Source organism: Arenimonas oryziterrae DSM 21050 = YC6267, from assembly GCF_000420545.1.
Taxonomy (GTDB): Bacteria; Pseudomonadota; Gammaproteobacteria; order Xanthomonadales; family Xanthomonadaceae; genus Arenimonas; species Arenimonas oryziterrae.
The window spans coordinates 531,169-557,545 of record NZ_ATVD01000001.1 but is presented as its reverse complement, the minus strand read 5'-3'; the positions used below and the strand labels follow the sequence as shown (position 1 = coordinate 557,545).

Below are 26,377 nucleotides of genomic sequence, written 5' to 3'. Positions count from 1 at the left end.
ATCCCTCGTCGCCCCTGGAGTCACCGATGCGTTCCCTTTATCCCGAGATCGAAGCCTTCGACAGTGGTCTGCTGGCCGTCGACGCCCGCCACCAGCTGTACTACGAACAATGCGGCAACCCCAACGGCAAGCCCGTGGTGATGCTGCATGGCGGACCGGGGGCCGGGTGCGGGGCGAAGATGCGCCGGTTCCACGATCCCGAGCGCTACCGCATCATCCTGTTCGACCAGCGCGGATCCGGCCGCTCCACGCCGCATGCCGATCTCACCGACAACACGACCTGGGACCTGGTCGCCGACATCGAGAAGCTGCGCAAGCACCTGTCGATCGATCGCTGGCAGGTGTTCGGCGGCAGTTGGGGCTCGACGCTCGCGCTGGCTTATGCCGAAACGCATCCGACCAAGGTGACCGAACTGGTGCTGCGCGGCATCTTCATGCTGCGCCGCTGGGAATTGGAATGGTTCTACCAGGGCGGCTGCCATCGCCTGTTTCCGGAAGCCTGGGAGCAGTACCTCGAGCCGATCCCCGAATCCGAACGCGGCGATCTCATCGCCGCCTATTCCCGCCGCCTGACCTCGCCCGACGAAGCCACGCGGCTCAACGCGGCGCGCGCGTGGTCGGTGTGGGAAGCGTCGACGAGTCTGCTGATGCAGGACGAGGCTTTCATCAAGAGTCACGAGGACGCGCATTTCGCGCTGAGCTTCGCGCGCATCGAGAACCACTATTTCGTCAACAAGGGCTTCTTCGCCGTCGACGACCAGCTGCTGCGCGACGCGACCAAGCTGCGCGGCATTCCCGGCGTGATCGTGCACGGCCGCTACGACGTCGTCTGCCCGGTGCAGAACGCCTGGGACCTGCACAAGGCCTGGCCGGAAGCGAAGCTGGTGATTTCCCCGGGGTCCGGCCATTCCGCGTTCGAAACCGAAAATGCGTCGGCGCTGGTTGAGGCGACGGATTCGTTTCGGTAACGTCTGTCAATGCACCAAGTGAGATGTGTTACGCCGCGCTCCCATCCGGATTGCGCTTAAGCAGCCACAGTCCTGCCCACAACTTCGGATCCATCGCGTAACCCTCGGCCATCTTCTGCGCAAACCATTGCGGTGCGTCGGCGACGGGAATTTCGTGGACGATGATGTCTTCGCTCTCGTCGCCGCCGCCGGCGTGCACGCGGGTCAGGCCGGTGGCGCGCACGAAGGCGATGCGTTCGTTGCTCATGCCTGAGCTGGTTGGGCCGATCATCAGCACTTCGATCTTCGCGGCTTGCCAGCCGGTTTCTTCGAGCAGCTCGCGTTCGGCGGCGAGCTCCAGCAATTCGCCCGCATGCACGTCGCCGACGATGCCGGCCGGCATCTCGATGGTCTTGCTGTCGACCGGAATGCGGAACTGTTCGACCAGGATCAGTTTGTCGTCGGGCGTGGCCGCGATGATGATGACCGCGAGGCCGCCCTCGTTCGTGCGCTCAGCGTATTCCCAATGACCACGCGCCTGCAGGCGCAGCCATTTGCCTTCGTGCAGCGTCTTGATGTCGTCGCTCATGCGTCGCTCCTAGACCGGCAATTCGCGCAGACGACGGCGGGTCATCGGGCCGAAGCGCAGTTGTTCGCACAACTCGTCGAGTGCAGCGATATCGATTGGGCCGCGCGCGGCGACGCCGAAATCCTCGGGCAGCGGCGCATCGCGCACGATCGTGGCGAGCTGGCGCGAGAGCAGGGCGATGTCGCGATGCTCTTTCAGGCGTTCGGCATGCTGCGCACTGCCACGCAGACGCAGGAAGGGCACTTCCGCGATGCGTTCGAGCAGGGCGTCGAGCGAACCGAAATGGCCCAGCAGCGTCGCCGCGGTTTTCGCGCCGATGCCGGGCACGCCGGGAATATTGTCGATCGCGTCGCCGGTCAGGCCCAGATAGTCGGCGACCTGGTGCGCATGGATGCCGTAGCGTGCCTTGACGCCGTCGCCATTCCATTTTTCGTTGCGCGCGTAGTCCCATTGCCAGTCGTCGCTGTCGAGCAACTGCGCGAGGTCCTTGTCCGCGGACAGGATCATGCCGGTGTGGCCCTGGCGCCGCACGTGGCCGAGCGCGGTGCCGATGAGATCGTCCGCTTCGTAGCGCCCGTCGGCGAGCACGCGCAAACCGAGAACACGACAGACCTGCTGGCAATAACCGAACTGGCGCTTGAGTTCCTCCGGCGCGGCATCGCGATTGGCCTTGTAGGCCGGGTAGAGCTCGTTGCGGAAATTCGATTCCAGCGATTCGTCGAACGCGAACGCGATGCGCGCGGGCTTGTGGCGCTCCAGCACTTCGAGCACGAAACGGGTGAAACCGTGCACGGCATTGACCGGATGCCCGTCGCGATCGGAAAACTCCGGTGGCATCGAATGCCACGCACGGAACACGTACAGGCTGGAGTCGACCAGATAGACCGGGCCGCCGCTCACAGGTGCAGGTCGCTCGTGAGGGCGACGACGTCGGGGCGGTCGCGTTCGGGGGCGGCTTCTTTCGGCGTGCCGATGTGGATGAAGCCGAGCACGGTCTCGTTCGCCGCCAAGCCGAGGCGTTGCGTGATCGCCGGGTCGTACGCGGCCCAGCCGGTCAGCCACTGCGCACCGAAGCCCATGCCCTGGGCGGCCTGGAGCAACGCGAAACACACGGCGCCGCCGCTGAGCAGTTGTTCCTGCTCGGGCACCTTGTGTCCGGGGGTGAGTCTGCCTATCACCGTCACGATCAATGGCGCGAACTGGAAGCGCATCCGGTCCTTCTCGACCACCGCCGGACTGGCCTGCGGGTCGCGCTCCAGCGTCCGGCTGGCCAACAAATCGCCAAGCACCTGGCGGGTGTCGCCCTGGATAAGCAGGAAGCGCCAGGGCACGAGCTTGCCGTGGTCGGGGACACGCGAGGCGGCGACCAGCAGACGCTGTAGCTGATCCGGAGCGGGGGCGGGCTCGCCCAGCAGGCGCGAGGGGGTGGACCGGCGAAGGTCGAGGGCGGTGAGCAAATTCATCGCCAAACTTTAGCATTCGTCGGCTTATTGCCCCGGCCGTCCAAATTCTGCAGGCTGATTCACGGTTTCCGCATGACTTATGGCCTAGTCTAGCCATAGCCAAAACTCTACTCCCCCCCGAGAGTTTCATGACCCATAACGAGTTCCTGCCGCAGGTGATGTCGGACAGTCGGATCGAATCCGAACTGTTCCCGAAACTGCGCAAGACGTGCGCCACGCGCATGAACGATCTGCTTCGTCGCGTCATCCAGCGCACCGACGACACCCTGTACGAGCTGTCGCAGAAAGACGAGACCTCCTTCGGTTCGAAGAACCTCGAAGGTCTGCGCACGCTGCGCGCGCTGACCAACCCGATCGAGCAGGCCTTCCTGGGCCATTTCCAGTCCGCGTTCAATGGCCTGCAGCGTCGTCTGCAGTCCGATACCAGCCTGCCCAGCGACCTGAGCCTGGTCGAGATCGAGGAGATGGAAGATCTCGTCGCCTCGGAGCTGATCGCCGAAGCCCTCGTGCGTGCCTATGGCCCGGGCCTGGACATGATCGAGCGCCGCTTTGCGCGTCTGGCGGGCGTGCAGGCGCTGCCGCCGTCGCAGAACCCGATCTCCTCGGCCGTGATCGCCAACGCGATGCGCGTCAGCCTGCATGGCCAGGCCCTGCTCGGCGCGAACGTGCGCGTGCTGCTGTTCAAGAACTATGAGCGCGAGCTTGTCGACGACCTGGGCCTGATGCTCGACGAGATCAACACCCTGCTCGTTGCCGCCGGCATCCTGCCCGAGTTGGGCGCGCCCAAGCCCAAGCCCGCGCCGAAACCGCGTCCGGTCCCGCAGGACGCGAACCAGGCCGACGCCGAGGCCGATGTCCGACCGGCGTTCCCGGAGATGGCGCACGGTCCGGGCGAGGACAAGGCGCTGTTCGACGCGCTGTGCAATCTGCTGCAAGGCTGGCGCCCGAGTCACGGCGGCGGCAGCGGCGGTTATTCCGGCAGCGGCGCGGGATCGGGCGAGCCCGGTGTCGATGACGGCCGTCGTCCGATGGCCATGGGCGAAATGGTATCGATCCTGTCGCTGCTGCAGCCGCAGGTGCCCGATGCGGTCACGCGCGCGATGGACCATCCGGAGACCTCGCTCGCGGTCCTGCTCAAGAACGAAATGCTCAACGGCGCCAGCCGGATCGGCCTGCCGAAGGAAGCGGTCAAGATCAGTCGCGACGACGAAGACGCGGTCGACCTGGTCGGCATGCTGTTCGACGTGCTGTTCGACGAACGCGATTTTGAGGCGCAGGCGCGCACGCTGATCTCCCGCCTGGTCGTGCCCTACGTCAAGGCCGCGGTCATGGACCGCCGCCTGTTCCAGTACAAGACCCACCCGGCGCGCCGCCTGCTGAACTCGCTGTCCGAAGCGGTCGAAGGCAACAAGGGCGAAGGTCCGCAGGAACGCGAACTGCTGCAGAAGGCCGAGCACACGGTCGATCGCCTGCTCGCCGAGTTCAATGAAGACATCGCGATCTTCGAGACGCTCGAACAGGAATTGCGTTCGTTCCTCGAACAGCATCGTCGCCGCATCGAACTCGCCGAACGGCGTGCGACCGAAGCGCAGCGCGGCCAGGAACGTCTGGAGCAGGCGCGCACGTTGGCGGCCTCCGAACTCGCGCGCCGCGTCGAGAACGTGGTCGTGCCCGATGCGCTCAACGATTTCATGAGCCGGATCTGGTCGCACCATCTGTCGATGATCGCCCTGCGCGAAGGCCCGGAAAGCGTGTCCTGGAATGCCGCGCTCGGCGTCGCCGACAGCCTGATCGGTCTGCTGCCGCACGAAGGTCAGCCCAAGCCGCCGGCGGTCGCCCCGACGATGGCCGGCATCCGCGAACCGTTGGAAACCGTGCTCTCGAGCTCGGGCATCACCGGCGAGTCCGCGCACGAAAACATCCGCCTGCTCGCGGCGAGCCTGGAGATGGCGCAGAAGATCGCGCCGGTCGTGGCCCGTCCGTCCATCGTCAAGGTCGAGCCGGTCGCCGCCGACCCTTCGCACGACGGTCCGGCGCAGGCCAATACGACGCCCTTCCTCACGGTCGCGTCCGACAAGGACCTGCTGGACTTCAATGCCGAGGACCTCGCGGTCCTGCGCGGCCTGAAGATCGGCGCCTGGATCGATCTGGCCGGCGAAGACGACAAGCTGCACCCGGCGAAACTGTCCTGGGTCAGCCCGATCTCCTCGCGCCTGATGTTCGTCAATCGTCGCGGCGTGCGCGTGCTCGTCGCGTCCGTCGAAGAACTCGCGGCGATGAAGAAGCAGGGCAAGCTGGCGGTACGCGAGCAGGAGCAGGTCTTCGACCAGGCGCTGCATCGCGTGATGGGCCGCCTGCAGAGCGACGCCGGCTGAGCCGCACGGGGCTCGGAGAATCCTTCCGCATCCGGTAGCATCCTCCCCATGCCCTTGGGGAGGATGTACGCATGCCGGTCACCGTTGCCTTCGTTCGTGAGACCGCGCGTGGCGAACGCCGCGCGGCACTGAGTCCGGAAACCTGCAAGAAGCTGCTCGCGCTGAAGGTGCGGGTCCTGATCGAACGCGGCGCCGGCGTGCCGGCCAGCTTTCCCGACGACAGCTATGTCGGCGCGGAGATTTCCGACGACCGCGCCCGTCTCATTGCCGACGCCGATGTGCTCGTCTGCGTCCAGGCCCCCGCGAATGCCGAACTCGCCACGATGAAGGCCGGCGCCGTGCTCATGGGCCTCCTGGCGCCGCATGCCGATGCCGCGCGCGTCGACGCGCTGGTCGCCGGCAAAGTCAGCGCGTTTCCGCTCGAACGCCTGCCGCGCACCACGCGTGCGCAAGCCATGGATGTCCTGAGTTCGCAGGCGGGCATGGCCGGATACAAGGCCGTACTGATCGCCGCGCAGCTGGCGCCGCGTTTCTTCCCGATGCTGACCACGGCCGCCGGCACGATCCGGCCCTCGAAGGTGCTGATCGTCGGCGCCGGCGTCGCCGGTCTGCAGGCGATCGCGACCGCGCGTCGCCTGGGAGCGCAGGTGGAAGGTTTCGACGTGCGGCCGGAAACGCGCGAGCAGATCGAATCGCTCGGCGGCAAATTCCTCGATCTGGGCGTCAGCGCGGCGGGCGAGGGCGGTTACGCGCGTCAGCTGACCGACGAAGAACGCGCCGAGCAGCAGCGCCGTCTCGCCGAACATCTCAAGAACGTCGACGTCATCGTCACCACGGCGGCCGTACCCGGCCGGCCGGCGCCGAAGATCATCACCGCAGCGATGGTGTCGGGCATGAAGCCCGGCAGCGTGATCGTCGATCTCGCGGCGGAAACCGGCGGTAACTGCGAACTCACGCAACCGGGCGAAACCATCGATTCCGCCGGCGTCACCGTTGCCGGTCCGCTCAACCTCGCCAGCATGGGTGCCCTGCACGCGAGCGAGATGTATGCGCGCAACGTCTACAACTTCCTGTCGTTGATGATCGACAAGGAAGGCGCGCTGGTGCTGGACTGGGACGACGAACTCATCGCCAAGACCTGCCTGGCGCACGCGGGCGAAAAGAAAGCCTGAATCCGCGCGGCGCGCCTGCGCGCCGGACGCGACTCAGGGTTTGGGCGGCGGTGCGATGCCCGGACCGCCGGCGTCGAGCCAGACGCGGCGCTGTTCGGGGCTCATCGCTTCCCATTGCCGACGCAGGGCCTGGCGCTGTTCGGGCAGCAGGTCGCGCATCGCGCGCAGGCTCTCGCGCAGCTTGCGCCGTTGGTCGGGTGCCATTTCCTGGAAATTCTGCGCGCCCTGGCGCAGCGTCTGCTGGCGTTCCGGCGGCAGCTGCTGCCAGCGCTGCTGACGCTCGAGGATCTGCACGCGCCGCGCCGCCGGCATGCGGTCCCAGCGATCGGCGAACTCGGCGAGATCGGTCTGCTGCTGGGCGGTGAGCTCGCGCCACGCCGGCACGCGCACGCCTTCGGGCAGACGCATGTCGCGTTGCTGCTGGCGCAGGGCCTGACGTTGCTGCGGCATGTGTTGCGACGGCGTCTGCTGCGAAGGCGCCTGTTGCGTGGTCGTCGCCGGCGCGGCGGACTGTGCCTGCGCGTGGGTACAGGCGATCAGCAACGCGAGTGCGAGAAGAAGACGGGTCACAGCGTGCCTGCCTTGCCCGGCGTGGTCGCGACCGGCGCATCGCCGAGCCAGGCGTAAAGTTCGGCATCGTCCTCGCCGGTGACCGCCGGGTCCGTACCCAGTTCGGTGTCGGGCGTGTCGGCGATATTTTCCTCCGGGACCGGTGCGCGCCAAGCGATCGCGAGCGCGAGCACGGCGACGGCAGCGGCACCGACCGGCAGCCAGGTGCCGAGGCGCGAAGCAGGCCCCGCGGCACCACGCAGCGCTTCGCGCCGCATCAGGCGCAGGCGGTTGGCCGTCGCGGTGTCGAGCCGGTCGCCGGCGCGATCGAACAGCTGGCGTGCCGCGTCGACCGAGGCGGTCTCGTCGGGAAGGTGGTTCGGGTCATGGCCGTTCATCGCCAATCCTCCAGGTGATCGCGCAGGGCGGACATCGCCCGCGACAGGTGAGTCTTGACCGAGCCGTCCGAGCAGCCCATGGCGGCGGCGGTCTCGGCGACATTCAAACCCTGCAGCTCGCGCAGCAGGAAACATTCGCGCTGGCGGCGCGGCAGGGCGCGCAAGGCGCGGCCCAGGGCCAGCCAGGCGGCGGAATCGGCGTGGCGCCGCGCCGGATCCTCGAACGGATCGGGCAGCATTTCCAGCGGATCCTCGCGATCTTGGTCGTCGCGGCCGAGAAAACTCATGACCCGGCGCCGCACGGCATTGCGGCGATGCCGGTCGGTGAGTTGCCGGCGCAGGATGCTCCAGAACAGCGGCGACCACTCGCCGGCCGGGCGGTGTCGGTATTGCACCAGCTTGATCATCGCTTCCTGCACGCAGTCGAGTGCGTCTTCGCGATGGCCCAGCGCAAGCTCAGCCAGGCGAAACGCGCGCCGTTCGATGCCGGCGAGGAAGTCATCGAGTGTCGCGGGCACGACCGAACCGGCCGCGGAGGCCGCGGCCGGTTCGGCGAGGTCCGCAGACCCGTCGTGCATGTCAGCGATGGCGTCGATCGTAGCGGGCCTCACGGCGGTCGCCGATGCGGTCGAAGCGCTGGTCGATGCGATCGCCGCGACGATCCAGGCGCTGGTCGATGCGGTCGCCACGCTGTTCCATGCGGTCTGCCGCCCGCTCGTGGCCGTGTGCATCGAGGCGATCGCTGCGACGGTCGTAACGTTGCTCGATGCGATCGCCGCGGCGGTCCAGGCGCTGGTCCACGCGATCGCCGCGGGCATCCCAGCGATGATCGATGCGGTCGCCGCGATCGCCGGCCTGGGCCAGCGAGGCGCAAAGCAGCAGGGGCAGGGCAAGCAGGAACATGGGTTTCATCGTGCCGTCTCCTTCGGTTGGGGGCAATGACAAGAACGCCAGGGCGGCCCGACCGTTGACCGCTGGCCAGAACGGTTAAGCCTGCGGTTATGATGACCCGTAGCCTTCGATGGGGAGTTCCGGGCCGATGGATGGGTTTCTCTACCTTTATGTGTTCGTGCTGGCCGCTTTCACCGGCTACGAGATCATCGGCCGCGTGCCGGTCATCCTGCATACGCCGCTGATGTCGGGCTCGAACTTCGTGCACGGCATCGTCCTGGTCGGCGCGATGGTCGTGCTCGGCCATGCCGAAGGCACGACCGAGAAAATCATCGGCTTCATCGCGGTGCTGCTGGGTGCGGGCAACGCTGCCGGCGGCTACGTGGTGACCGAGCGCATGCTGGAAATGTTCAAGCCCAGCGAGAAGAAAGGGGAGGCCAAGTGATGGCCTGGCTCCCGGTGCTGGTGAAAGCCAGCTATTTCGCTGCCGCGTTGCTGTTCATTCTCGGCATCAAGCGCATGGCCTCGCCGCTGACCGCGCGCAGCGGCATCCAGTGGGCCGGTGCCGGCATGGTGTTGGCGACGCTCGCGACGTTTTTCTATCCGGGCATGCACAACCTCGGGCTGATCGCGCTCGCGCTGTTGCTCGCCGTTGCCGCGGCGTGGATTTCCGGCAAGAAGGTCGCGATGACCGACATGCCGCAGATGGTCGCGCTGTACAACGGCATGGGCGGCGGTTCGGCGGCGGCGATCGGTGCGGTGGAGCTGTTGCGCTTCGCCCGCGACGGCGCGGCGCCGTCGCAGACCGCCTTGGTGCTGGGCGTCGTCGGCGCCCTGATTGGCTCGATCTCGCTGACCGGTTCGATCATCGCCTGGGCCAAGCTCGACGGCCGCATGGACAAGCGTTTCACTTTCCCCGGCCAGCAATGGTTCAACGGCCTGGTATTCGTCGCGGCGATCGCGCTCGGCATCGCTTCGGTGCTCACCCTGCAGCAACCGCTGATCATCGGCTTCTTCGTGTGCGCGCTCGCGGTCGGCGTGCTGATGACGCTGCCGATCGGCGGCGCCGACATGCCGGTGGTGATTTCGCTGTACAACGCGCTGACTGGCCTGGCGGTCGCCTTCGAAGGTTACGTGCTCGGCATCGAGGCGCTGATCATCGCCGGCATGGTCGTCGGCGCGGCCGGCACGATGCTCACGCAGCTGATGGCGAAAGCGATGAACCGCTCGATCACCAGCGTGCTGTTCGGCAATTTCGGCCAGACCGGTGAAGCGAAAGAGATCACCGGCGCGCAGAAACCCATCGAGGCCGGCGATGTCGCGGCGATGATGGCGTATGCCGAGCGCGTGGTGATCGTGCCCGGTTACGGCCTCGCGGTCGCGCAGGCGCAGCACAAGGTCTGGGAGCTCACGCAGCAGCTGATGAAGCGCGGCGTGAAGGTGAAGTTCGCGATCCATCCGGTCGCCGGGCGCATGCCTGGACACATGAACGTGCTGCTCGCCGAAGCCGGCGTGCCCTACGATCTCATCGCCGACATGGACGACATCAATCCCGAGTTCCCGAATACCGACGTGTCCCTGGTGATCGGCGCGAACGACGTCGTCAATCCGGTCGCGAAAACCGATCCGGCCTCGCCGATCTACGGCATGCCGATCCTCGACGTGTCGATGTCCAAGAACACGGTCGTCATCAAGCGCGGCAAGGGCACGGGTTTCGCCGGCATCGAGAACGCGCTGTTCTACGCCGACAACACCCGCATGCTTTACGGCGACGGCGGCGCGGCGGTTGGTCAGCTCGTCGCGGAACTCAAGGCGCTAGACGGCGGGCACTGACGCCCGCCGGTCAGTCGCGGCGGATCAGCCAGAAGCTCGCGATCGCCGCGAGCACCGGAGCGCAGCCGATCGCCCACCAATCCGCGCGCTCCAGCGTCAGCCAGGTCAGTTCCGAGGCCAGCACCGGGCCCAGGCGCATCGCGGAATCCAGCGGACCCAGGCCGAACATGCCGCCCAGATAGGTAGCTGTGATCATCCAGTACGCAGCCAGCGTGGTGACCACGGTCGCCGCGACGGCGAGCAGGCAGGCCACGACACCCGACGGGGCCCGGGTGATGCGCAGCATGAGCGCGAGATCGGCGGCGGTGACCAGCGCCATCCAGCCGCTGGCCTGCCCGGTGTAGAGGGCCACGGCCAGCCAGGCGGCGGTCATGGCGAGGAAGACGACGATCAGCGCCAGGCCGGGGACCAGCCAGCGCATCGGGGAATTGTTCGGCAAGAAGCGTCTCCACTCGGGCAAGCGCTAAAATAGCCGCCTTCGTCGCATTCCGATAGGAACCCCGTGTCTTATTCCCGCACCAGCGAGCCCGTGAAGTTCGAGCGCGATTGCGCCGCCGTGTTGGTGCCGCAAGGCGACAAGGTGACCCTGCCCGCCGGCAGCGTGGGCTACATCACCCAGGCGCTGGGCGGCTCGTTCACCGTGTTCGTCGAAGGCAACCTGTTCCGCATCGCCGGCGACGACGCCGACGCCCTGGGCAAGGAACCGCCGGCGCCGTTGCAGCTGGCTGACGAGGCTGATGACGGCGCCGTCGAGGAACTGGTATGGAAACAGCTGCGCACCTGTTTCGATCCGGAAATCCCGGTCAACATCGTTGAGCTCGGGCTGGTCTACGGCTGCACGCTGTCGCGGCAGGAAGACGGCAGCCGCAAGGTCAGCATCGAGATGACGTTGACCGCGCCGGCCTGCGGCATGGGCGACATCCTCGTGGAAGACGTGCGCACGAAGGTGGAACGGGTGCCGACCGTGACCGAGGCCGATGTCGAGCTGGTCTTTGATCCGCCGTGGAATCAGACGATGATGTCGGACGTGGCGAGACTGGAAACGGGCATGCTCTAGGCGGGCAGACTCCGATAACGCTGGTTTTAAGCACGAGACGGGAGGCGTGTCATGCGCAAGGGGCTGGTGAAGATCAGTGCGGTTCTCGGCGTGGTGTTCTTTCTCTATTGCCTCTTTCTCTGGGGTGGCGTAGCCGTCTCGGCCTTCGGCCCGGCCCTGGAACAGCAAGCCAGCAACGGCAGTCCCCTGGCCTCGTGCTACCTGATCCTGGGACGGCTGACCGTGGGCCCGCTGGGCCTGGATCTGGTCAGTCGCGGCATGGCCATGAGCGATTTCGGCGGCGTCCTGCTCCTGGCCGATCCCAAGGCTGGCGTCGGCCTGGCCAGCCTCATTTCCGGCCAGAGCTGGGTCGCGAAGCTCTGTTATTACGGGGCCCCGATCCTGATCGGCCTCGCCGCCCTGCTACATTTTTTGCGCGAAAAGCCTGTCCATCACGGCCAATGACAGGCCCCGGCCCCCGACCGGGGGCCGCCAAATACTGCCCTCTCACCCCCTGTTGCGTCGCAGCGTGACCTGTGACTTTTGTCACGGTACGGTCGGCCTCGCATGACGGCGCTGTGACTGCCGTCACGCAATCCGGGTGGTGATCGTCCTCCCTCTCCCGCAATTCGAGGCTTAGCCGCCCCGCAGGAGAGTGCGTTCAATCAGGGGGCCCGGAAGCATGGATGCATGACTGGCCGTTCGCGGCCGCCTTTTCCACTTTCCGGGGAAACCTAACGTGATCCAATCGACTCAGAACTCGCTTCGACTGCACACGCTTGCCGCCGCCACTCTCTTGGCTCTGGCCGCCACGTCCGCAAGCGCTGCCGAACGCGTTGACCTGCACCAGAAGAACGTTGCCCAGCTCAACAATGCCTACACGCTCGCCGTGGGTGGCAGCGCGGGTGCCGCGAAGATGCCGCAAGAGCGTCACGCGGAAATCCTGACCATGGACGCCAACTCGTCGCTGAAGGTGCTCGCCACCGAACAGGACGCCGACGGTACCTACCACTATCGCTATCAGCAGACCTACCGCGGCATCCCGATCTTCGGTGAGCACGTGGTCGTTGCCGAGCGTCGTGGTGAGGGCGTGCGCAGCATGTTCGGCCAGATGGTCAACGGCATCGGCGCCGACGTGCCGTCCGTGACGCCGCGCAAGCAGAAGGGCGAAGCCCTGCTGATCGCTACCCGCGCTGCGCTCGGTCCGCGCGCGCTGCTGCTCAAGCGCCAGAATGAAAGCGTCGAGCAGATGATCTACGTCGACGACAACAACCGCGCGCACCTCGCGTACGTCGTGTCGTTCTTCGCCGATTCCAGCTTCGGCGGCTCGCCGACCCGTCCCTTCGTGATCGTCGACGCCAACACCGGCGCCGTGCTCAAGAAGTGGGAAGCCCTCACCAACGCCCTGGTCGGTACCGGCCCCGGCGGCAACGCCAAGACCGGTCAGTACGAGTGGGGTTCGGGTGGCAAGTACGGCAACCTCGACGTCACCCAGAGCGGCACCACCTGCACGATGAACAACACCGACGTGAAGTCGGTCAACCTCAACGGCAGTACCGGTACCAGCACCACCGCGTTCTCGTACACCTGCCCGCGCAACACCACGAAGGCCATCAACGGCGCCTATGCGCCGATCAATGACGCGCACTTCTTCGGCGGCGTGATCCAGAACATGTACCAGGCCTACACCGGCGGCAAGGCGTTGTCCTTCCAGCTGGTCATGCGCGTGCACTACGGCTCGAGCTACGAGAATGCGTTCTGGGACGGCTCGACCATGAGCTTCGGTGATGGCGCGTCCACGTTCTATCCGCTCGTCAGCGCCGACGTGGCCGGTCACGAGGTCTCGCACGGTTACACCGAGCAGCACTCGAACCTGACCTACTCCGGCCAGTCCGGCGGCATGAACGAGGCGTTCTCGGACATGGGCGGTGAAGCGACCGAGTTCTACTGGAAGGGCACGAACGACTTCCTCGTGGGCCCGGAAATCTTCAAGGCCTCCGGCGCGCTGCGTTACATGAACAACCCGCCGCAGGACGGCCGTTCGATCGACAATGCCGCGAACTACACTAGCGGCCTCGACGTGCACTACTCCTCGGGCGTGTACAACAAGGCGTTCTACCTGCTGGCCACCAAGGCCGGTTGGGATACGCCGAAGGCGTTCAAGGTCATGGCCCGCGCGAATGCGCTGTACTGGACCGCGAGCAGCACCTTCAACCAGGGCGCCTGCGGCGTCGAAACGGCGGCCACGGATCTGGGCTACACCAAGGCTGACGTCACCTCGGCGTTCGCCGCGGTCGGCGTGAGCTGCGCCACGACCCCGCCGCCGCCGTCCGGCGTGCTGACCAATGGCGTTCCGGCCACGGGCATCGGTGCGGCTACCGGCGCTTCGGCGAACTACACGATGGTGGTGCCCGCGGGCGCGACCGGCCTGAAGTTCGTGATGTCGGGTGGCACGGGTGACGCGGACATGTACGTGAAGTTCGGCAGCGCGCCGACAGACACTGTGTATGACTGCCGTCCGTATGCCTCGGGCAATGCGGAAACCTGCACCATCGCGACGGCCCAGGCCGGCACGTACTACGTGCGTCTGAAAGCCTACTCGACGTTCTCGGGCGTCAGCCTGACCGGTAGCTACACCACCGGTGGTGGCGGTTCGACGCAGACGTACAGCAATGGTACGGACGTGGCGATCGGCGACAACACGACGGTCAACAGCCCGATCACCGTGTCTGGTCGTACCGGCAACGCCCCGAGCAATGCCTCGGTCACCGTGGCGATCGTGCACACCTACCAGGGCGACCTGAAGGTGGACCTCGTGGCTCCGGACGGCACGCTGTACAACATCCACAACCGCACCGGCGGCGGCACCGACAACATCAACAAGACGGTCACGTTGAATCTGTCGAGCGAAGCCCTGAACGGCACCTGGAAGCTGCAGGTCAACGACAACGCCGCTGGCGACGTCGGCAGGATCGACAGCTGGAGCATCACGTTCTAAGCCACACCGCCTAACGGCAACAGAACCCCGGCTTCGGCCGGGGTTCTTCTTGGCAGGCCGCACCGGCTTCCAAGGAGTTACAAGCGTCAGGTTCCGGAAGATCGATTTCTCGCATCGACACGCGTCGCCCTGGGTCCAACGCAGGTGCAGACAGCGCCAGGAATCGCCATCGCTCGCCACGACATCGGGCCAGCGGGGACAGTCAACGCATCAGACGCAGGCGGGCGCCGGACGCCCGGGCAATTCCTGCGTGCAATCGGCAATCCGCAAGTGCAAGTGCTCATGCAAGCCAACCCAAGACGGCGGGCCATCGTCCCGGTCGTTCTTGAACTTCGCAACACTGACCACGCAAGCATTCGGGCGACGCTTTCGCCCGGATAACGGAGGAGCGTTCCGATGAAATCGCATTTCGCCACATTCTTGATCTGCGCCGCCGCGGCCTTGACCGCCGGCAGCGCGAACGCGGGCACCGCCAAGCCCGGACAGTCCAATCGCATCGACCTCGCGACGATCGCGCAACCGCAGGTCGATCCGCTCGCCCCGGTGTTCGTCGTCACGTCGCGCGACACCTACCAGAAGGGCGTGCAGCTGCTCGCCCGCAATGGCGTCGGTCGCCGCGACAGCGTCGGCAACGACCTGGTGATCGCCGAGCTGCGCAACCACCAGCTCGCCGACATCAACGAGATTGTGCACCAGCGCGAACTGCGTTGCGGCGGCTATTTCGCTTTCACCACGCGCGCCGAAGCCGAAGCTTTCATCCGTTCCGACCGCTCGCTTCAGGCGATCAATGCCGCCGCCCTGGTTGCATACACGATCGACAACCAGGCGACGGTCAACCCCTGGCTGCCGCAGGTCCAGGAAACCAATATCCGCAGCACCATCGGCACGCTGTCGGGCTATCAGAACCGCTACTACTCCAGCGGCACCGGCAAGACGTCGGCGGAATGGATCCGCGATACCTGGCAGGCGCTGGCCGCCGGCCGCAGCGACGTGACCACGGAGCTGTACACCGCGTGCACCGACTGCTCGACGCAGCCGTCGGTCATCCTGACCATCCAGGGCACGGAGTTGCCGAATGAAATCGTGGTGCTCGGCGCGCATCTGGACTCGATCAATGTCAGCGCCAACGGCAGCGCGACCCAGGTCGCTCCCGGCGCCGACGACGACGCGTCCGGTATCGCGACCCTGACCGAAGTCATCCGCATCGCGCTCGCCAGCGGCTGGAAACCCCAGCGCACGATCAAGTTCATGGGTTATGCGGCGGAGGAGGTCGGCTTGCGTGGTTCCAAGTCGATCGCGCAGTCGTTCAAGGCCGCCAACAAGAACGTGGTCGGCGTGCTGCAGCTGGACATGACCAACTACAAGTCCGGCTCCGGCGTGGACATGCAGTTGATCACCGACTATTCCAATGCCGAGATGAAGACGTTCCTGACCAATCTCTTCGACGCCTACCTGGCGCCGCTCGGTCTCACGCGCGGCACCTACACCTGCGGCTACGGCTGTTCCGACCACGCGTCGTGGACGAGCGCCGGCTATCCCTCGGCGATGATGTTCGAGGCCGGCGACGCCAGCGGCTATTTTCCGTACATCCATTCGGCGAACGACACGCTCGCGAACATGGGGCAGTCGGCGCAGTACAGCGTGAAATTCGCCAAACTCGGCCTGGCCTTCCTCGGTGAACTGGGCAAGACCACCGGCACGACCCCGCCGCCGACCGCGCTGATCCTGAGCAATGGTGTTCCTGCCACCGGACTCGGTGCGGCCACGGGTTCGTCGGTGACCTACATCATGAACGTGCCCGCCGGCGCGACCGGCCTGAAGTTCGTCACGGCGGGCGGTACCGGCGATCTCGACATGTACGTGAAGTTCGGCAGCGCGCCGACCGACACCGTGTACGACTGCCGTCCCTACGCTTCGGGCAATGCGGAAACCTGCACCATCGCGACGGCCCAGACCGGCACGTACTACATCCGGTTGAAGGCGTATGCGACGTTCTCGGGCGCCAGCCTCACCGGCAGTTTCACTCCCGGCGGTGGCGGTCAGACGCAGACCTACAGCAACGGCACCGACGTGGCCATCGGCGATAACACGACGGTCAACAGCCCGATCACCGTGTCCGGCCGTAGCGGCAATGCGCCGAGCAATGCGTCGGTGACGGTCGCGATCGTGCACACCTACCAGGGCGACCTGAAGGTGGACCTGGTGGCGCCGGATGGCACGCTCTACAACATTCACAACCGCACCGGCGGCGGCACCGACAACATCAACAAGACGGTCACCTTGAACCTGTCGAGCGAAGCCTTGAACGGAACCTGGAAACTTCAGGTCAACGACAACGCCTCGGGCGACACCGGCAAGATCGACAGCTGGAGCATCACCTTCTAGTCCTTGGTCCACTTTGCCCTGTGGCAACCCGACCCCGGCTTCGGCCGGGGTTCTTTTTGTCCGTCGCGAAAAAAGCCCGGACGAGGCCGGGCGTGATCGGGTTGCCGCCGATGGCGAGGTTCAGTCCGCCGCTTCGAAGCGGTTTGCAGCGACGTTCTTGCGCACCTTGAGCGGATCCCAGATGCGTCCGTTCATCGCGATGTACACGCCCGGCGGCAGCGACTGCACGGCGCCGACGGCGGTGCCGATGTTGAATTCCGCGTCCGAACCGCGGAAGCGCGCCGGATTGAGCGCGCCGGTCAGCACGATCGTCTTGTCGGCGAGGGTGGCCAGCACGCGCGCGGTTTCCACCATCGTGTCGGTGCCGTGCGTGACCAGCACGTGTTTCGCCGGCTGCGCGGCGATCGTGGCGCGCAGCAGTTCGCGGTCGTCGGCGGTGATGTGCAGGGAATCCTTGCGGATGATCGGAATCACGCTGAACGTGAAGGCGACACCGAGCTCGCGCAGGATGCCGCCGATCTGCGGATCGCCGACCTGGTAATCCGATTTGTCATCGAAATAGATCTTGTCGATGGTGCCGCCGGTGGTGACGATCAGTAGCTGGTCCATCGCAATCCATCCCGGAGTGAGGCGCCGTGCGCGCCGCATTATACGTTTGTCGGCGGCGGCTTCGGCTTGTTGAAGCGGGCCTGCATGCCTTCCCAGCTGCCGGCGACGACGACCCAGACCGACAGGGCCGCTTCGGTCAGCCCCAGCGGCCAGGCGCCCGGGGCCGACCAGGTTTCCATGATGCCGTGGCTGAAATACAGCAGGGCGGCGATGCCGCCCCAATACGCCGCCTGGCGATGACGCAGCAGTACCAGCGTCGCCGCCGGCAGGATCGGCAGCGAAAACAGGGCAGCGACCACGAAACGATCGGCGCGTTCCGGCGGCATCAGCTGCGCATGCCACAACCACTGCAGGGCGAGCAGAGCGAGAATGCCCAGGGCGGCATATCGCTTGGACAGGCTCACGGCTGCAGCTTCCGCGCGGTTTCGGCAACCCGGCGCCCGAGCGCACGCGCCAGATGTTTCTCGTCGTCGCTGAGCGGTGCCCGGTCGTCGCTGCCCGCGACGTGGCTTGCGCCGTAGGGCGAGCCGCCCGAGGTCGTCGACGAAAGCCGCGATTCGGTGAACGGAATGCCGACGATGATGAGCCCGTGATGCAGCAGCGGCGTCATCATCGAGAGCAGGGTCGATTCCTGACCGCCGTGCATCGTCGCGGTCGAGGTGAAGACCGCGCCGACCTTGCCGACCAGGGTTCCGCTCGCCCATTCGGCCCCTAGCGTGTCGATGAAATGCTTCAAGGGCGCGGCCATGTTGCCGAAGCGGGTCGGACTGCCGAGGATCACGCCGGCGCAGTCGGCCAGGTCCTGCTTTTCGACATAGGGCGCCCCATCGTCCGGCACCGCCGGTGCCGCGACCTGCGTGAGCGGCGCGACCGCAGGCACGGTGCGCAGTCGCGCGACCCCGCCGGCCTCTTCGACGCCCCGTGCGATTTGCCGGGCGAGCTGCGCCACGGAGCCGCCGCGGCTGTAGTACAGGATCAGGATTTCGCTCATGCCCAACTCTCCTCGAGGCCGCCAGCCTAGCCGATGCCGCGCGATAGGGCATCCCCGCGTGGCATGCGTTACCCTTCGGCCATGACCTTCATCGATACCCTCCGGCGCTGGTTTGTCCGCATCGATCGCGAGCGGGTCGCCGCCTTTTCCCGCTTCCTGCTCAAACGATTCCTCGACGATCGCTGCTTCGAGTCGGCCGGCGCGCTCGCGTATACGAGCATGTTTGCCCTGGTGCCGTTTTCGGCCGTCGTGTTCGTCGTGCTGTCGGCCTTCCCGGTGTTCGACAGCTGGACGGTGAAGTTGACCGACTTCGTGTTCTCCAACTTCCTGCCGTCCTCGGCGCGGGTCATCGAGCAGTACCTGCATGGTTTCGCCGCCAGCGCCAAGGAACTCACCGCGACCGGCGTAGGTGCATTGCTGGTATCGGTGCTGCTGACGATGTGGAGCATCGAGCGCACCTTCAACCGGATCTGGCGCGTGCCCTCGCCGCGGCCGCGGCTGACGCGCTTCCTTATGTACTGGACGCTGCTGACCCTGGGCACCTTGCTGATGGTGTCGGCCCTGGCCTCGACCTCGGCGCTGTTCGCGATTCCGGCCCTGTCCGGCGTCGAAGCACAGAACCTGACCCAGCACCTGCTCTTCTATCTGCCGACCCTGCTGGAATTCGCGGCGTTCACGCTGGCGTACTGGCTGATTCCGCATCGCAGCGTGCCCCTGCGTTTCGCGCTCGCGGGCGGCGTGCTCGCGACGACGTTGTTCGAGTGGCTCAAATGGGGTTTCGCGGTCTATCTGCGCAATGCCTCGTACGAACAACTCTACGGCGCGTTGGCGGTGCTGCCGATCTTCCTGATTTGGCTCTACAGCAGCTGGTTGGTGATGCTGCTGGGGGCGTCGGTGGCGGCGTCCTTGTCGGCGTTCCGCTATCAGCCGCGCGCCTTGCGCTTGAGCCCCGGAGCCGAGCTGTACGGACTGCTGCGCCTGCTCGGCCGCCTGGCGGAATGCCGTCCGAGCGGCGCGGTGCTGCATCTGCAGGAGATCCAGAGCCGCGAAGCCAGCCTGACCGACGATCACCTGCAACGCATGTTGTCGGCCTTGTCGGAGATGAACATCGTCCAGCGCAGCGAGTTGGGCGGCTGGCTGCTCGCGCGCGATCTGGACACGGTGACGCTCGGCGAGTTGTACGAAGGCATGTCGCTGCGCATTCCGGCAGCCGACCTGCCGCTGCCCGCGCGCCACGATGCGATCGGCCGCGCGGCCGAAAAAGCCCTCAATCATCTGCGCGAGCCGCTCAAGGATCCCTTGCAGCGCAGCGTCGGCAGTTTTTTCAGCGCCACTTCCAAGGACGACACGCCATGATCATTGCTTCCGGGGCGCTCCGCCGCCTTGCCGCGTTGGGTTTGTTGACGTTGGCCGCGTGCGCGCCGGCCGGCGATCAGCCCGCCGCGCCCGCCGCACCGGCGGCGCCCGTCGCGCAGACGCCGGCGACGCCTGCCGTCGCGCCAACGCCGCCGCCCGCCGCCAAGCCGGAGATGCCGACGCTGGTAGTCGACACGTTTACGCACGGCAAATTCGACCTCGCCACGCAGCGGGGACACTGGGTGGTGGTGAATTTCTGGGCGACCTGGTGCACGCCCTGCCTGAAGGAAATTCCCGACCTCGATGCCTTCGACCTCGAGCGCGATGACGTCAGCGTGATCGGCCTGGCCTACGAGGAAATCGAGCGCGCGGACATGGAGGCGTTTCTCGAGGAGCACGTCATCCACTATCCGATCGCCGTGCTCGACGTCTACAACCCGCCGGCAGATTTCGATACGCCGCGCGGATTGCCGATGACCTATCTCATCGCGCCCGACGGCAAGGTCGCGAAGAAATTCCTCGGGCCGATCACGTCGCAGGAGATCACCCGGGCGATGGACGAATACGGCAAGGTGCTGCCCGCGTCGACATGAACGCCGCACGCTTCATCGTCAGGGGCACGGTCCAGGGCGTGTGGTTTCGCGGCGCGACGCGCGAGCGCGCGCTGGAACTGGGTCTGGACGGCATCGCCAAGAACCTCGCCGACGGCAGCGTGGAAGTGCTTGCGATCGGCGCGCCGGAATCGATCGCGCTGCTGGAGCGCTGGCTGTGGCAGGGGCCGCCGCATGCCGATGTGGAGCACGTCGCGCGCGAGGATCTGGACGAAATTCCCGTGTCGCCGGGATTCCACACCGCCTGATTCGCGTGCGGCGTCTTTCAGTCGTACTTGCCCTTGATCGGTTTGACCGGGCCCGTGTATTTCTCGACGCCCGGCTTGCCTTTGAGCGGCGGGAACACGATCTTCGTTTCCGGCGTCTTGGTGTCGGGCAGGCGGTCGAGCAGGTCGCGAATCAGGTTCAGGCGCCCGCGTTTCTGGCTGTTGAAATCCACAACCGTCCACGGGGCGATCTTGTTGTGCGTGGCGGCGAACATCTCGTCGCGGGCCTTGCCGTAGTCGGCGTACTTCTCACGGGCCTTGATGTCGATCGGCGACAGTTTCCAGCGCTTGAGTGGATCGGCCTGCCGCTCGGCGAAGCGCTCCTCCTGCTCGGCCTGGTCAACCGCCAGCCAGTACTTGAACAGCAGGATGCCGTCGTCGACGAGCTGCTTTTCCAGCACCGGCACCTGCTTGAGGAACGCGGCGGTCTGCGCCGGCGTGCAAAAGCCCATGACCTTCTCGACGCCCGCACGGTTGTACCAACTGCGGTCGAACAGGACGATCTCGCCGGCGGCGGGAAGATGCGCCAGATAGCGCTGGAAATACCACTGGCCCTGCTCGCGTTCGCTGGGTTTGCTCAGAGCGACGACGCGACACTGGCGCGGGCTCAGGCAATCGGCGATCGCATTGATCGCGCCGCCCTTGCCGGCGGTATCGCGCCCCTCGACGATGACCAGCACGCGCTTGCCGGAGTGCTGCAACCAGCGCGCCATGCGGTTGAGCTCGACCTGCAATCCCTCGAGTTCGTCGGCGTACTCTTTCTTCTTGAGCTTGCTCATGGGCGCGTATCCGTCATCGACAGGGCAGGGGGCAGTGTCGTACAGGCATGGGGCAAAGTCACTGACCCGGTCACGCGGAACCCAGGCTCAGAATCAGAGCGCCAGCCTCAGCTTTCGCGCAACCGCGGACGCAAGTTGGCGAGGTTGCAGGGTTTGGTGCGGGCGTCGAGTTGCGGCTGGATGAGTTTTTCCCAGCCGGTCTTGCAGGCCGAGGTCGAGCCGGGCAGGCAGAAGAGAAAAGTGCCGTTGGCCAGGCCGGCGAAGGCGCGGGATTGCAGCGTGGACGTGCCGATGTCTTCGTAGCTCAAGGCGCGGAACATCTCGCCGAAACCCGGCATTTCCTTGTCGAGCAGGGGCAGCAGGGCTTCGGGAGTGGAATCGCGGCCGGTGAAGCCGGTGCCGCCGGTGACCAGGATGCCGTCGCATTCCTCGTCGGCGATCCAGGCCGAGACCTGGGCGCGCAGTCGGTACTTGTCGTCGCGCAGGATCGCGCGGTCGAGCAGGCGATGCCCCGCGTCCGTCAGCGCATCGACGAGAAAGTCGCCGGAGGTGTCGTTGTCGGCCGTGCGCGAGTCCGACACGGTGAGCACACAAAGGCGCAGGGCCTGGAAGTCGGTCGCGGCGGTCATCGATCCCTCAGGGGCAGGTGGAACCACTGGGTCGCATCGGCGATCCAGCCCAGTTTCCGATACAGCGCTTGTGCGATCAGATTGTCGCGCGTGGTTTCCAGCACCAGGCGCAACGCGCCGGTCTCGCGGCCGACATCGCGCGCAGCCGTCAGCAGGGCTTCGCCGACGCCCAGGCGTCGCGCCTCGGCGGCCACATACAGATCGTTGAGCAGCCACACGCGATCGGCGCCGACCGAGGAGAAAATCGGATACAGCTGCGTGAAGCCCAGGGCCGCGCCCTCGCGCTCGGCGAACAGCACGATGCTTTCCGCGCGCTCGAGCCGCTCGCGCAGAAAACGTTCGGCAAGCGCAAGATCCGAAGCCTGTCCGTAGAAGCGCCGATAACCGTCGAACAGCGGCGCGACCTGCGCCACGTCGTCGGCGGTCATGCGACGAACGATCAGGCTCATGCCGCCTCCGTCAACAGCTTGAGTTCGTCGGCCTGGTGTTCGCGCGTCAGTCGTTCGACCAGTTCATCCAGGTCGCCGGCGATCACATTGGGCAGGTCGTACAAGGTCAGGCCTTCGACGCGGTGGTCGGTGATGCGGCCCTGCGGAAAATTGTAGGTGCGGATGCGCTGGCTGCGATCGCCGCTGCCGACCTGCAAACGGCGCGAGGCGGCGGTGGCGGCTTCCGCTTTCGCGCGTTCGCCTTCGAGCAGGGCGGCTTTGAGTCGCTGCATCGCCTTGTCGCGGTTGGCGTGCTGCGAGCGCTCGGTCTGGTTCTCGACGACGATGCCGCTGGGCAAGTGGGTGATGCGGATGGCCGATTCGGTCTTGTTGACGTGCTGGCCGCCGGCGCCGGAGCTGCGATACGTGTCGACGCGCAGATCGGCGGGGTTGATCACGACCTCGCTGACTTCTTCATAGTCGGGCAGGATCGCCACAGTCGCGGCCGAGGTGTGGATGCGGCCCTGCGTTTCGGTGTCGGGCACGCGTTGCACGCGGTGCGTGCCGGATTCGAATTTCAATTTCGAATACGCGCCGCGGCCTTCGATGCGCGCGACGATTTCCTTGTAGCCGCCGTGCTCGCCGGGGCTGGACGATTCAATCTCGAGCTTCCAGCGCTGGCGTTCGGCGTAACGGGCATACATGCGGAACAGGTCGCCGGCGAAAATCGCCGCTTCGTCGCCACCGGTGCCGGCGCGCACTTCCAGGAACAGGTTGCCGTCGTCGCGCGGGTCTTTCGGGATCAGCAGCAGGCCCAGGTCGACATCGAGTGCCGCGATGCGCGCCTCGATCGCCGGAATTTCCTCATCGGCCAGCTCGCGCATCTCCGGGTCTTCGCGCATCGTGCGTGCAGCGGCGAGGTCGGACTGCGACTGGTCGTAGTCGGCGAGCGCCTTGACGACCGGATCGAGCTGGGCGAATTCGCGCGAGAGATCACGGAAACGCTTGTTGTCGGCCAACACCGAAGGTTCGGCGAGCAGGCGGCCGACTTCTTCGTGGCGCTCGGCCAGGGCTTCGAGCTTACGCCGCAGGCTTGGAGTCATCGTCGCTGTCGTAGAGGCGTTCGGCGGCGCGCAGCAGCTCGGCGTCGCCGGTGAGCGCGGCCTGGCGCAGCGCGGTGGACGGCGCATGCAGCAGGCGGTTGGTGAGTTGGTGGGCGAGACGCTCGAGCACGTCCGACGGATCCTGCCCGCGCTGGAGTTGCTCGCGGGCATCGGCGAGCGCGCGGTCGCGTTCGTTTTCGCCGCGCGTGCGCAGCTGGCGCAGCGTGTCCTGCCGGCCCTGCGCGCGCCACCAGGCCATGTAGTGCTCGACCTGCAGCTCGATGATGGCTTCAGCCTGCTGCGCGGCTTCGCGACGGGAGGCGCGATTTTCCTCGATGACCTGCTCGAGGTCGTCGACGGTGTACAGGTAGACGTCCGCCAAAGTGGCGACATCCGGTGCGATGTCGCGCGGGACGGCGAGATCGAGCAGCAACATCGGCTTGTGCTTGCGGGTGCGCAGTGCCGCTTGCACGGCGTCGCGGCGCAGGATCGGTTCGCGGCTGGCAGTGGCCGAGATCACGATGTCGGCTTCGGGAAGATGTCGCGACAGTTCGGACAGAGGCAGGGCGTACCCGCCGTGTCGTGTCGCGAGCGCCTGCGCGTGTTCGGGGGTGCGGTTGGCGACGAGCAGGCGCTGTACCTTCGCGTCGACGAGATGGCGTGCCGCGAGTTCGATGGTGTCGCCGGCACCGATCAGCATGACCGTGGCGCGTTCGAGATCGGTGAAGGTTTGGCGCGCCAGCCGTACCGCCGCGAACGCGACCGACACCGGATGCGCGCCGATGCGCGTGTCCGTGCGCACGCGCTTGGCGACGGCGAAGGTCTGCTGGAACAGGCGGTCGAGCGGGCTGCGCAAGGCCTTCGCATCGCGCGCGGCCTGCCACGCGTCCTTCACCTGGCCCAGGATCTGCGGCTCGCCGAGGATCAGCGAATCGAGGCCGGTCGCGACGCGGAACAGGTGGCGCACCGCCGCGTCGTCGCTGTGCTGATACAGATAGCCCGACAGCGCTTCCGGGGTCAGCTGGTGGTGTTCGGCCAGCCACACGGCAACGCCGGCTTCCTTGCCTTCGGCGACTTGCGCGTAGATTTCGGTGCGATTGCAGGTCGACAGCAAGGCCGCTTCCTCGACGCCGTCCACCCCGCGCAACGCGGCCAGCGCGTCCGGCATTTGCCCGCCATCGATCGCGACCCGTTCGCGGAAGGCGAGCGGGGCGGTCTGATGATTGAGGCCGAGGGCGATCAGGGGCATGGGGGCTTGCGGCGATGCGGTAAGCTCTCGCGGCGCTGGGCTCTGCTGTGGATCCGGCCACCATTTTAGCCGTTCTCGCCGCCTAGCCCATGATCGAACGCAAATTCCCCTTCTTCGCCCGGCGCTGTCGCGCGCGCTCGACGTTTTCGACGGCGTGTCGCGGGCTGGTCTCCGCCTCGCTCTTGCTGGTGCTGGTCGCTTGTGCGCCGGTCGCGGTCCGCGCGCCCGGGGCGAACGACGAGGCGGCGCAATCGGTACGCGAAGCCGGCTTGTCCACGCAGCCCGACTGGAGCTTCAGCGGCCGCGTGGCGCTGAGCCGCGGCAAGGACGGCGGCAGCGGTCGCATCGCGTGGCAGCAGCGCGGCGAGAATTTCGAAATCCGTCTTTCCGCCCCGATCACCGGACAAAGCTGGCGCCTGTTGGGCGAGGCGGGGCGTGTCCGCCTCGAGGGGCTGGAGGGTGGGGTTCGAGAAGGCACGGATGCCGAAGCCTTGTTGCTCGAGGCGACCGGCTGGCGCATTCCCGTGGTCGCGATGCAGGACTGGGTGCGCGGCGCGCGGGCGTCCGGAGACGCCGCGATGACGTATGACGCACAGGGCCTGCCGGCGACCCTGGTGCAGCAGGACTGGGCCGTCGAATATCGCGCCTGGGACCGTGCGGCACCGCCGCGGCCGCTGAAAGTCTTTGCCAAACAGGGCGATGCCAGCGTCCGGCTGGTGATCGAGGCCTGGTCCGTGCCATGACGGTCGACCCCGAAGGCTGGAGCCGCTGGCCCGCACCGGCCAAGCTCAATCTGTTCCTGCGCATCCTGGGCCGACGGCCCGACGGGTATCACCGGCTGCAGACCGTTTTCCAGCTGCTGGACTGGGGCGATGCCGTGCGTTTGCGGGTTCGCCCTGATGGGCTGATCTCACGGGCGCCGGGCTCGGACTACGGGGTGGCTGAGGCCGATGACCTGGTCGTTCGGGCCGCCAAGTTGCTTCGTTCTGTATCAAAATGTAGCCAAGGCGCAGACATTTCCGTCGAAAAGGTCATTCCGACCGGGGGTGGTTTCGGTGGTGGGTCGTCCGATGCCGCGACGGTGCTCGTCGCGCTCAACCACTTGTGGCGGACCGGTCTGGACGGGGAGGCGCTGGCGGCCCTCGGGCTGCAGCTGGGAGCCGATGTCCCGGTGTTCGTGCGCGGGAACAACGCCTGGGCCGAAGGGGTGGGCGAGGTATTGACGCCGATCGTGCTTCCGGCCGCCTGGTACCTGCTGGTCGATGCCGGCGTGTCGGTGCCGACCGGCGATTTGTTCCAAGCCCCTGAATTGACCCGGGATGCCGCCCCGGCGACAATAGTCGACTTCGTTTCTGGAGCCGCGCTCGGCAATGCCTTCGAGCCGGTGTTGCGTCGCCTGGAGCCTCGGATTGACCGGGTGCTCACGGTGCTCTCGCAGCACGGCCAAGCCTGCCTGACCGGAACCGGCGGCGGTTGTTTCCTGCGTCTGGACACGCAGGCGGCGGCCGACGCCGTGCAATCGCAATTGCCCGACGGCCTCCGGTCGTGGGTCGTGGCGGGTGCGCAGGTCTCACCATTGCACCGGTGTCTGGCCGCCTTCGGAAACCAGCAGCAAACCGTGTAGGGGCGTCGCCAAGTGGCCCAAGGCACCAGGTTTTGATCCTGGCATCCGTAGGTTCGAATCCTACCGCCCCTGCCATCCGCGATACCGATGCATCCG

General features: G+C 66.4%; 30 protein-coding genes and 1 tRNA gene. 15 read left to right on the top strand and 16 right to left on the bottom strand.

Translation table 11 applies throughout. From position 1 onward, the window contains the following. Nucleotides 1-26 precede the first annotated feature (26 nt). On the top strand, nucleotides 27-968 hold the full coding sequence (gene pip / locus G467_RS0102855; RefSeq protein ID WP_022968218.1) for a prolyl aminopeptidase: 942 nt from the start codon (nucleotides 27-29) through the stop codon (nucleotides 966-968). Between the two features lie 28 nt (nucleotides 969-996). On the opposite strand, the gene G467_RS0102850 is transcribed toward pip, so the two are convergent. From G467_RS0102850 to G467_RS0102840, 3 genes are read right to left on the bottom strand one after another with little or no spacing between them, the layout of a single operon-like run. Next, complete coding sequence (locus G467_RS0102850; RefSeq protein ID WP_022968217.1) at nucleotides 997-1,536, bottom strand: NUDIX hydrolase; 540 nt, start codon at nucleotides 1,534-1,536, stop codon at nucleotides 997-999. 9 nt (nucleotides 1,537-1,545) lie between these two features. Further along, nucleotides 1,546-2,436, bottom strand: a complete 891-nt coding sequence (locus G467_RS15130) for a 5'-3' exonuclease (protein WP_022968216.1) — start codon at nucleotides 2,434-2,436, stop codon at nucleotides 1,546-1,548. After that, a complete protein-coding gene (locus G467_RS0102840; RefSeq protein WP_022968215.1) occupies nucleotides 2,433-2,999 on the bottom strand; it encodes a nitroreductase family protein in 567 nt (188 codons plus the stop codon). The genes G467_RS15130 and G467_RS0102840 overlap by 4 nt, the downstream gene beginning before the upstream one ends. A gap of 128 nt (nucleotides 3,000-3,127) precedes the next feature. On the opposite strand from G467_RS0102840, the gene G467_RS0102835 reads away from it, so the two are divergent. Continuing rightward, entirely contained in the window at nucleotides 3,128-5,374 is a 2,247-nt protein-coding gene (locus tag G467_RS0102835; protein ID WP_022968214.1) for a DUF1631 family protein, read from the top strand. 71 nt (nucleotides 5,375-5,445) lie between these two features. Next, entirely contained in the window at nucleotides 5,446-6,546 is a 1,101-nt protein-coding gene (locus G467_RS0102830; protein ID WP_022968213.1) for an NAD(P) transhydrogenase subunit alpha, read from the top strand. Between the two features lie 33 nt (nucleotides 6,547-6,579). Here G467_RS0102830 and G467_RS15125 read toward each other — a convergent pair whose 3' ends face one another. The 4 genes from G467_RS15125 to G467_RS0102810 are packed head-to-tail and all read right to left on the bottom strand — an operon-like array spanning nucleotide 6,580 to nucleotide 8,405. Then, nucleotides 6,580-7,116: a DUF3106 domain-containing protein gene (locus G467_RS15125; RefSeq protein ID WP_051130369.1), complete on the bottom strand. Its 537-nt coding sequence runs from the start codon at nucleotides 7,114-7,116 to the stop codon at nucleotides 6,580-6,582. Next, on the bottom strand, nucleotides 7,113-7,493 hold the full coding sequence (locus G467_RS17275) for a hypothetical protein (RefSeq protein WP_022968212.1): 381 nt from the start codon (nucleotides 7,491-7,493) through the stop codon (nucleotides 7,113-7,115). The genes G467_RS15125 and G467_RS17275 overlap by 4 nt, the downstream gene beginning before the upstream one ends. Continuing rightward, on the bottom strand, nucleotides 7,490-8,071 hold the full coding sequence (locus tag G467_RS0102815; RefSeq protein ID WP_022968211.1) for an RNA polymerase sigma factor: 582 nt from the start codon (nucleotides 8,069-8,071) through the stop codon (nucleotides 7,490-7,492). The genes G467_RS17275 and G467_RS0102815 overlap by 4 nt, the downstream gene beginning before the upstream one ends. 1 nt (nucleotide 8,072) lies before the next feature. Beyond that, nucleotides 8,073-8,405 (bottom strand): hypothetical protein, encoded by a 333-nt coding sequence (locus G467_RS0102810; protein ID WP_026802304.1) that lies wholly within the window; start codon nucleotides 8,403-8,405, stop codon nucleotides 8,073-8,075. A gap of 127 nt (nucleotides 8,406-8,532) precedes the next feature. Between G467_RS0102810 and G467_RS0102805 the strand changes: the two genes are divergently transcribed. Together G467_RS0102805 and G467_RS0102800 are read left to right on the top strand one after the other, a co-directional pair. Further along, complete coding sequence (locus tag G467_RS0102805; RefSeq protein ID WP_022968210.1) at nucleotides 8,533-8,829, top strand: NAD(P) transhydrogenase subunit alpha part 2; 297 nt, start codon at nucleotides 8,533-8,535, stop codon at nucleotides 8,827-8,829. Continuing rightward, a complete protein-coding gene (locus G467_RS0102800; protein WP_022968209.1) occupies nucleotides 8,829-10,217 on the top strand; it encodes an NAD(P)(+) transhydrogenase (Re/Si-specific) subunit beta in 1,389 nt (462 codons plus the stop codon). Before G467_RS0102805 ends, G467_RS0102800 begins: the two co-directional genes overlap by 1 nt. A 10-nt stretch (nucleotides 10,218-10,227) precedes the next feature. Here the strand turns inward: G467_RS0102800 and G467_RS0102795 are convergent, their stop codons facing one another. Next, nucleotides 10,228-10,656: a hypothetical protein gene (locus tag G467_RS0102795; protein ID WP_022968208.1), complete on the bottom strand. Its 429-nt coding sequence runs from the start codon at nucleotides 10,654-10,656 to the stop codon at nucleotides 10,228-10,230. A gap of 63 nt (nucleotides 10,657-10,719) precedes the next feature. Between G467_RS0102795 and sufT the strand changes: the two genes are divergently transcribed. The 4 genes from sufT to G467_RS15115 all read left to right on the top strand — a co-directional run bounded on the left by sufT (nucleotide 10,720) and on the right by G467_RS15115 (nucleotide 16,636). Next, a complete protein-coding gene (gene sufT, locus G467_RS0102790) occupies nucleotides 10,720-11,274 on the top strand; it encodes a putative Fe-S cluster assembly protein SufT (protein WP_022968207.1) in 555 nt (184 codons plus the stop codon). Nucleotides 11,275-11,325: 51 nt separating this feature from the next. Continuing rightward, nucleotides 11,326-11,718 carry a hypothetical protein gene (locus G467_RS0102785; protein ID WP_022968206.1) on the top strand — a complete coding sequence of 131 codons (393 nt, stop codon included), beginning with the start codon at nucleotides 11,326-11,328 and terminating at the stop codon, nucleotides 11,716-11,718. A gap of 274 nt (nucleotides 11,719-11,992) precedes the next feature. Continuing rightward, entirely contained in the window at nucleotides 11,993-14,251 is a 2,259-nt protein-coding gene (locus G467_RS0102780) for a M4 family metallopeptidase (RefSeq protein WP_155844812.1), read from the top strand. A 396-nt stretch (nucleotides 14,252-14,647) separates the two neighbouring features. After that, the gene (locus G467_RS15115) at nucleotides 14,648-16,636 is read left to right on the top strand and encodes a M20/M25/M40 family metallo-hydrolase (protein ID WP_022968204.1); all 1,989 of its coding nucleotides are present in this window, start codon (nucleotides 14,648-14,650) and stop codon (nucleotides 16,634-16,636) included. A gap of 120 nt (nucleotides 16,637-16,756) precedes the next feature. Here G467_RS15115 and G467_RS0102770 read toward each other — a convergent pair whose 3' ends face one another. The 3 genes from G467_RS0102770 to wrbA are packed head-to-tail and all read right to left on the bottom strand — an operon-like array spanning nucleotide 16,757 to nucleotide 18,236. Beyond that, nucleotides 16,757-17,245, bottom strand: a complete 489-nt coding sequence (locus G467_RS0102770) for an asparaginase domain-containing protein (RefSeq protein WP_026802301.1) — start codon at nucleotides 17,243-17,245, stop codon at nucleotides 16,757-16,759. A gap of 38 nt (nucleotides 17,246-17,283) precedes the next feature. After that, nucleotides 17,284-17,649 carry a DUF2069 domain-containing protein gene (locus G467_RS0102765; RefSeq protein ID WP_022968202.1) on the bottom strand — a complete coding sequence of 122 codons (366 nt, stop codon included), beginning with the start codon at nucleotides 17,647-17,649 and terminating at the stop codon, nucleotides 17,284-17,286. Continuing rightward, nucleotides 17,646-18,236: an NAD(P)H:quinone oxidoreductase gene (wrbA, locus tag G467_RS0102760; RefSeq protein WP_022968201.1), complete on the bottom strand. Its 591-nt coding sequence runs from the start codon at nucleotides 18,234-18,236 to the stop codon at nucleotides 17,646-17,648. Before wrbA ends, G467_RS0102765 begins: the two co-directional genes overlap by 4 nt. A 63-nt stretch (nucleotides 18,237-18,299) precedes the next feature. Here wrbA and G467_RS0102755 point away from each other — a divergent pair, with 63 nt between their 5' ends. The 3 genes from G467_RS0102755 to G467_RS0102745 are packed head-to-tail and all read left to right on the top strand — an operon-like array spanning nucleotide 18,300 to nucleotide 20,451. After that, nucleotides 18,300-19,592 (top strand): YihY family inner membrane protein, encoded by a 1,293-nt coding sequence (locus G467_RS0102755; RefSeq protein WP_425386816.1) that lies wholly within the window; start codon nucleotides 18,300-18,302, stop codon nucleotides 19,590-19,592. Then, nucleotides 19,589-20,185 (top strand): TlpA family protein disulfide reductase, encoded by a 597-nt coding sequence (locus G467_RS0102750; protein ID WP_022968199.1) that lies wholly within the window; start codon nucleotides 19,589-19,591, stop codon nucleotides 20,183-20,185. Before G467_RS0102755 ends, G467_RS0102750 begins: the two co-directional genes overlap by 4 nt. After that, complete coding sequence (locus G467_RS0102745) at nucleotides 20,182-20,451, top strand: acylphosphatase (protein WP_022968198.1); 270 nt, start codon at nucleotides 20,182-20,184, stop codon at nucleotides 20,449-20,451. The genes G467_RS0102750 and G467_RS0102745 overlap by 4 nt, the downstream gene beginning before the upstream one ends. A 17-nt stretch (nucleotides 20,452-20,468) precedes the next feature. Here G467_RS0102745 and ppk2 read toward each other — a convergent pair whose 3' ends face one another. The 5 genes from ppk2 to hemA form a co-directional block, all read right to left on the bottom strand. Next, entirely contained in the window at nucleotides 20,469-21,248 is a 780-nt protein-coding gene (gene ppk2 / locus G467_RS0102740) for a polyphosphate kinase 2 (RefSeq protein WP_022968197.1), read from the bottom strand. A 107-nt stretch (nucleotides 21,249-21,355) separates the two neighbouring features. Then, on the bottom strand, nucleotides 21,356-21,877 hold the full coding sequence (gene moaB / locus G467_RS0102735) for a molybdenum cofactor biosynthesis protein B (protein WP_022968196.1): 522 nt from the start codon (nucleotides 21,875-21,877) through the stop codon (nucleotides 21,356-21,358). Then, complete coding sequence (locus G467_RS0102730; protein WP_022968195.1) at nucleotides 21,874-22,326, bottom strand: GNAT family N-acetyltransferase; 453 nt, start codon at nucleotides 22,324-22,326, stop codon at nucleotides 21,874-21,876. The genes moaB and G467_RS0102730 overlap by 4 nt, the downstream gene beginning before the upstream one ends. Continuing rightward, nucleotides 22,323-23,408, bottom strand: coding sequence for a peptide chain release factor 1 (prfA, locus tag G467_RS0102725; RefSeq protein ID WP_022968194.1), 1,086 nt, complete (start codon nucleotides 23,406-23,408; stop codon nucleotides 22,323-22,325). Before prfA ends, G467_RS0102730 begins: the two co-directional genes overlap by 4 nt. Further along, nucleotides 23,386-24,657, bottom strand: a complete 1,272-nt coding sequence (gene hemA, locus G467_RS0102720) for a glutamyl-tRNA reductase (RefSeq protein ID WP_022968193.1) — start codon at nucleotides 24,655-24,657, stop codon at nucleotides 23,386-23,388. The genes prfA and hemA overlap by 23 nt, the downstream gene beginning before the upstream one ends. Before the next feature lie 89 nt (nucleotides 24,658-24,746). Between hemA and lolB the strand changes: the two genes are divergently transcribed. The 3 genes from lolB (at nucleotide 24,747) to G467_RS0102705 (ending at nucleotide 26,356) form a co-directional block, all read left to right on the top strand. Next, nucleotides 24,747-25,400 (top strand): lipoprotein insertase outer membrane protein LolB, encoded by a 654-nt coding sequence (lolB, locus tag G467_RS0102715; RefSeq protein WP_022968192.1) that lies wholly within the window; start codon nucleotides 24,747-24,749, stop codon nucleotides 25,398-25,400. After that, a complete protein-coding gene (ispE, locus tag G467_RS0102710) occupies nucleotides 25,397-26,281 on the top strand; it encodes a 4-(cytidine 5'-diphospho)-2-C-methyl-D-erythritol kinase (protein ID WP_026802297.1) in 885 nt (294 codons plus the stop codon). Before lolB ends, ispE begins: the two co-directional genes overlap by 4 nt. Beyond that, nucleotides 26,280-26,356: transfer RNA gene (locus G467_RS0102705), tRNA-Gln, on the top strand. Before ispE ends, G467_RS0102705 begins: the two co-directional genes overlap by 2 nt. The last annotated feature ends 21 nt before the right edge of the window (nucleotides 26,357-26,377 follow it).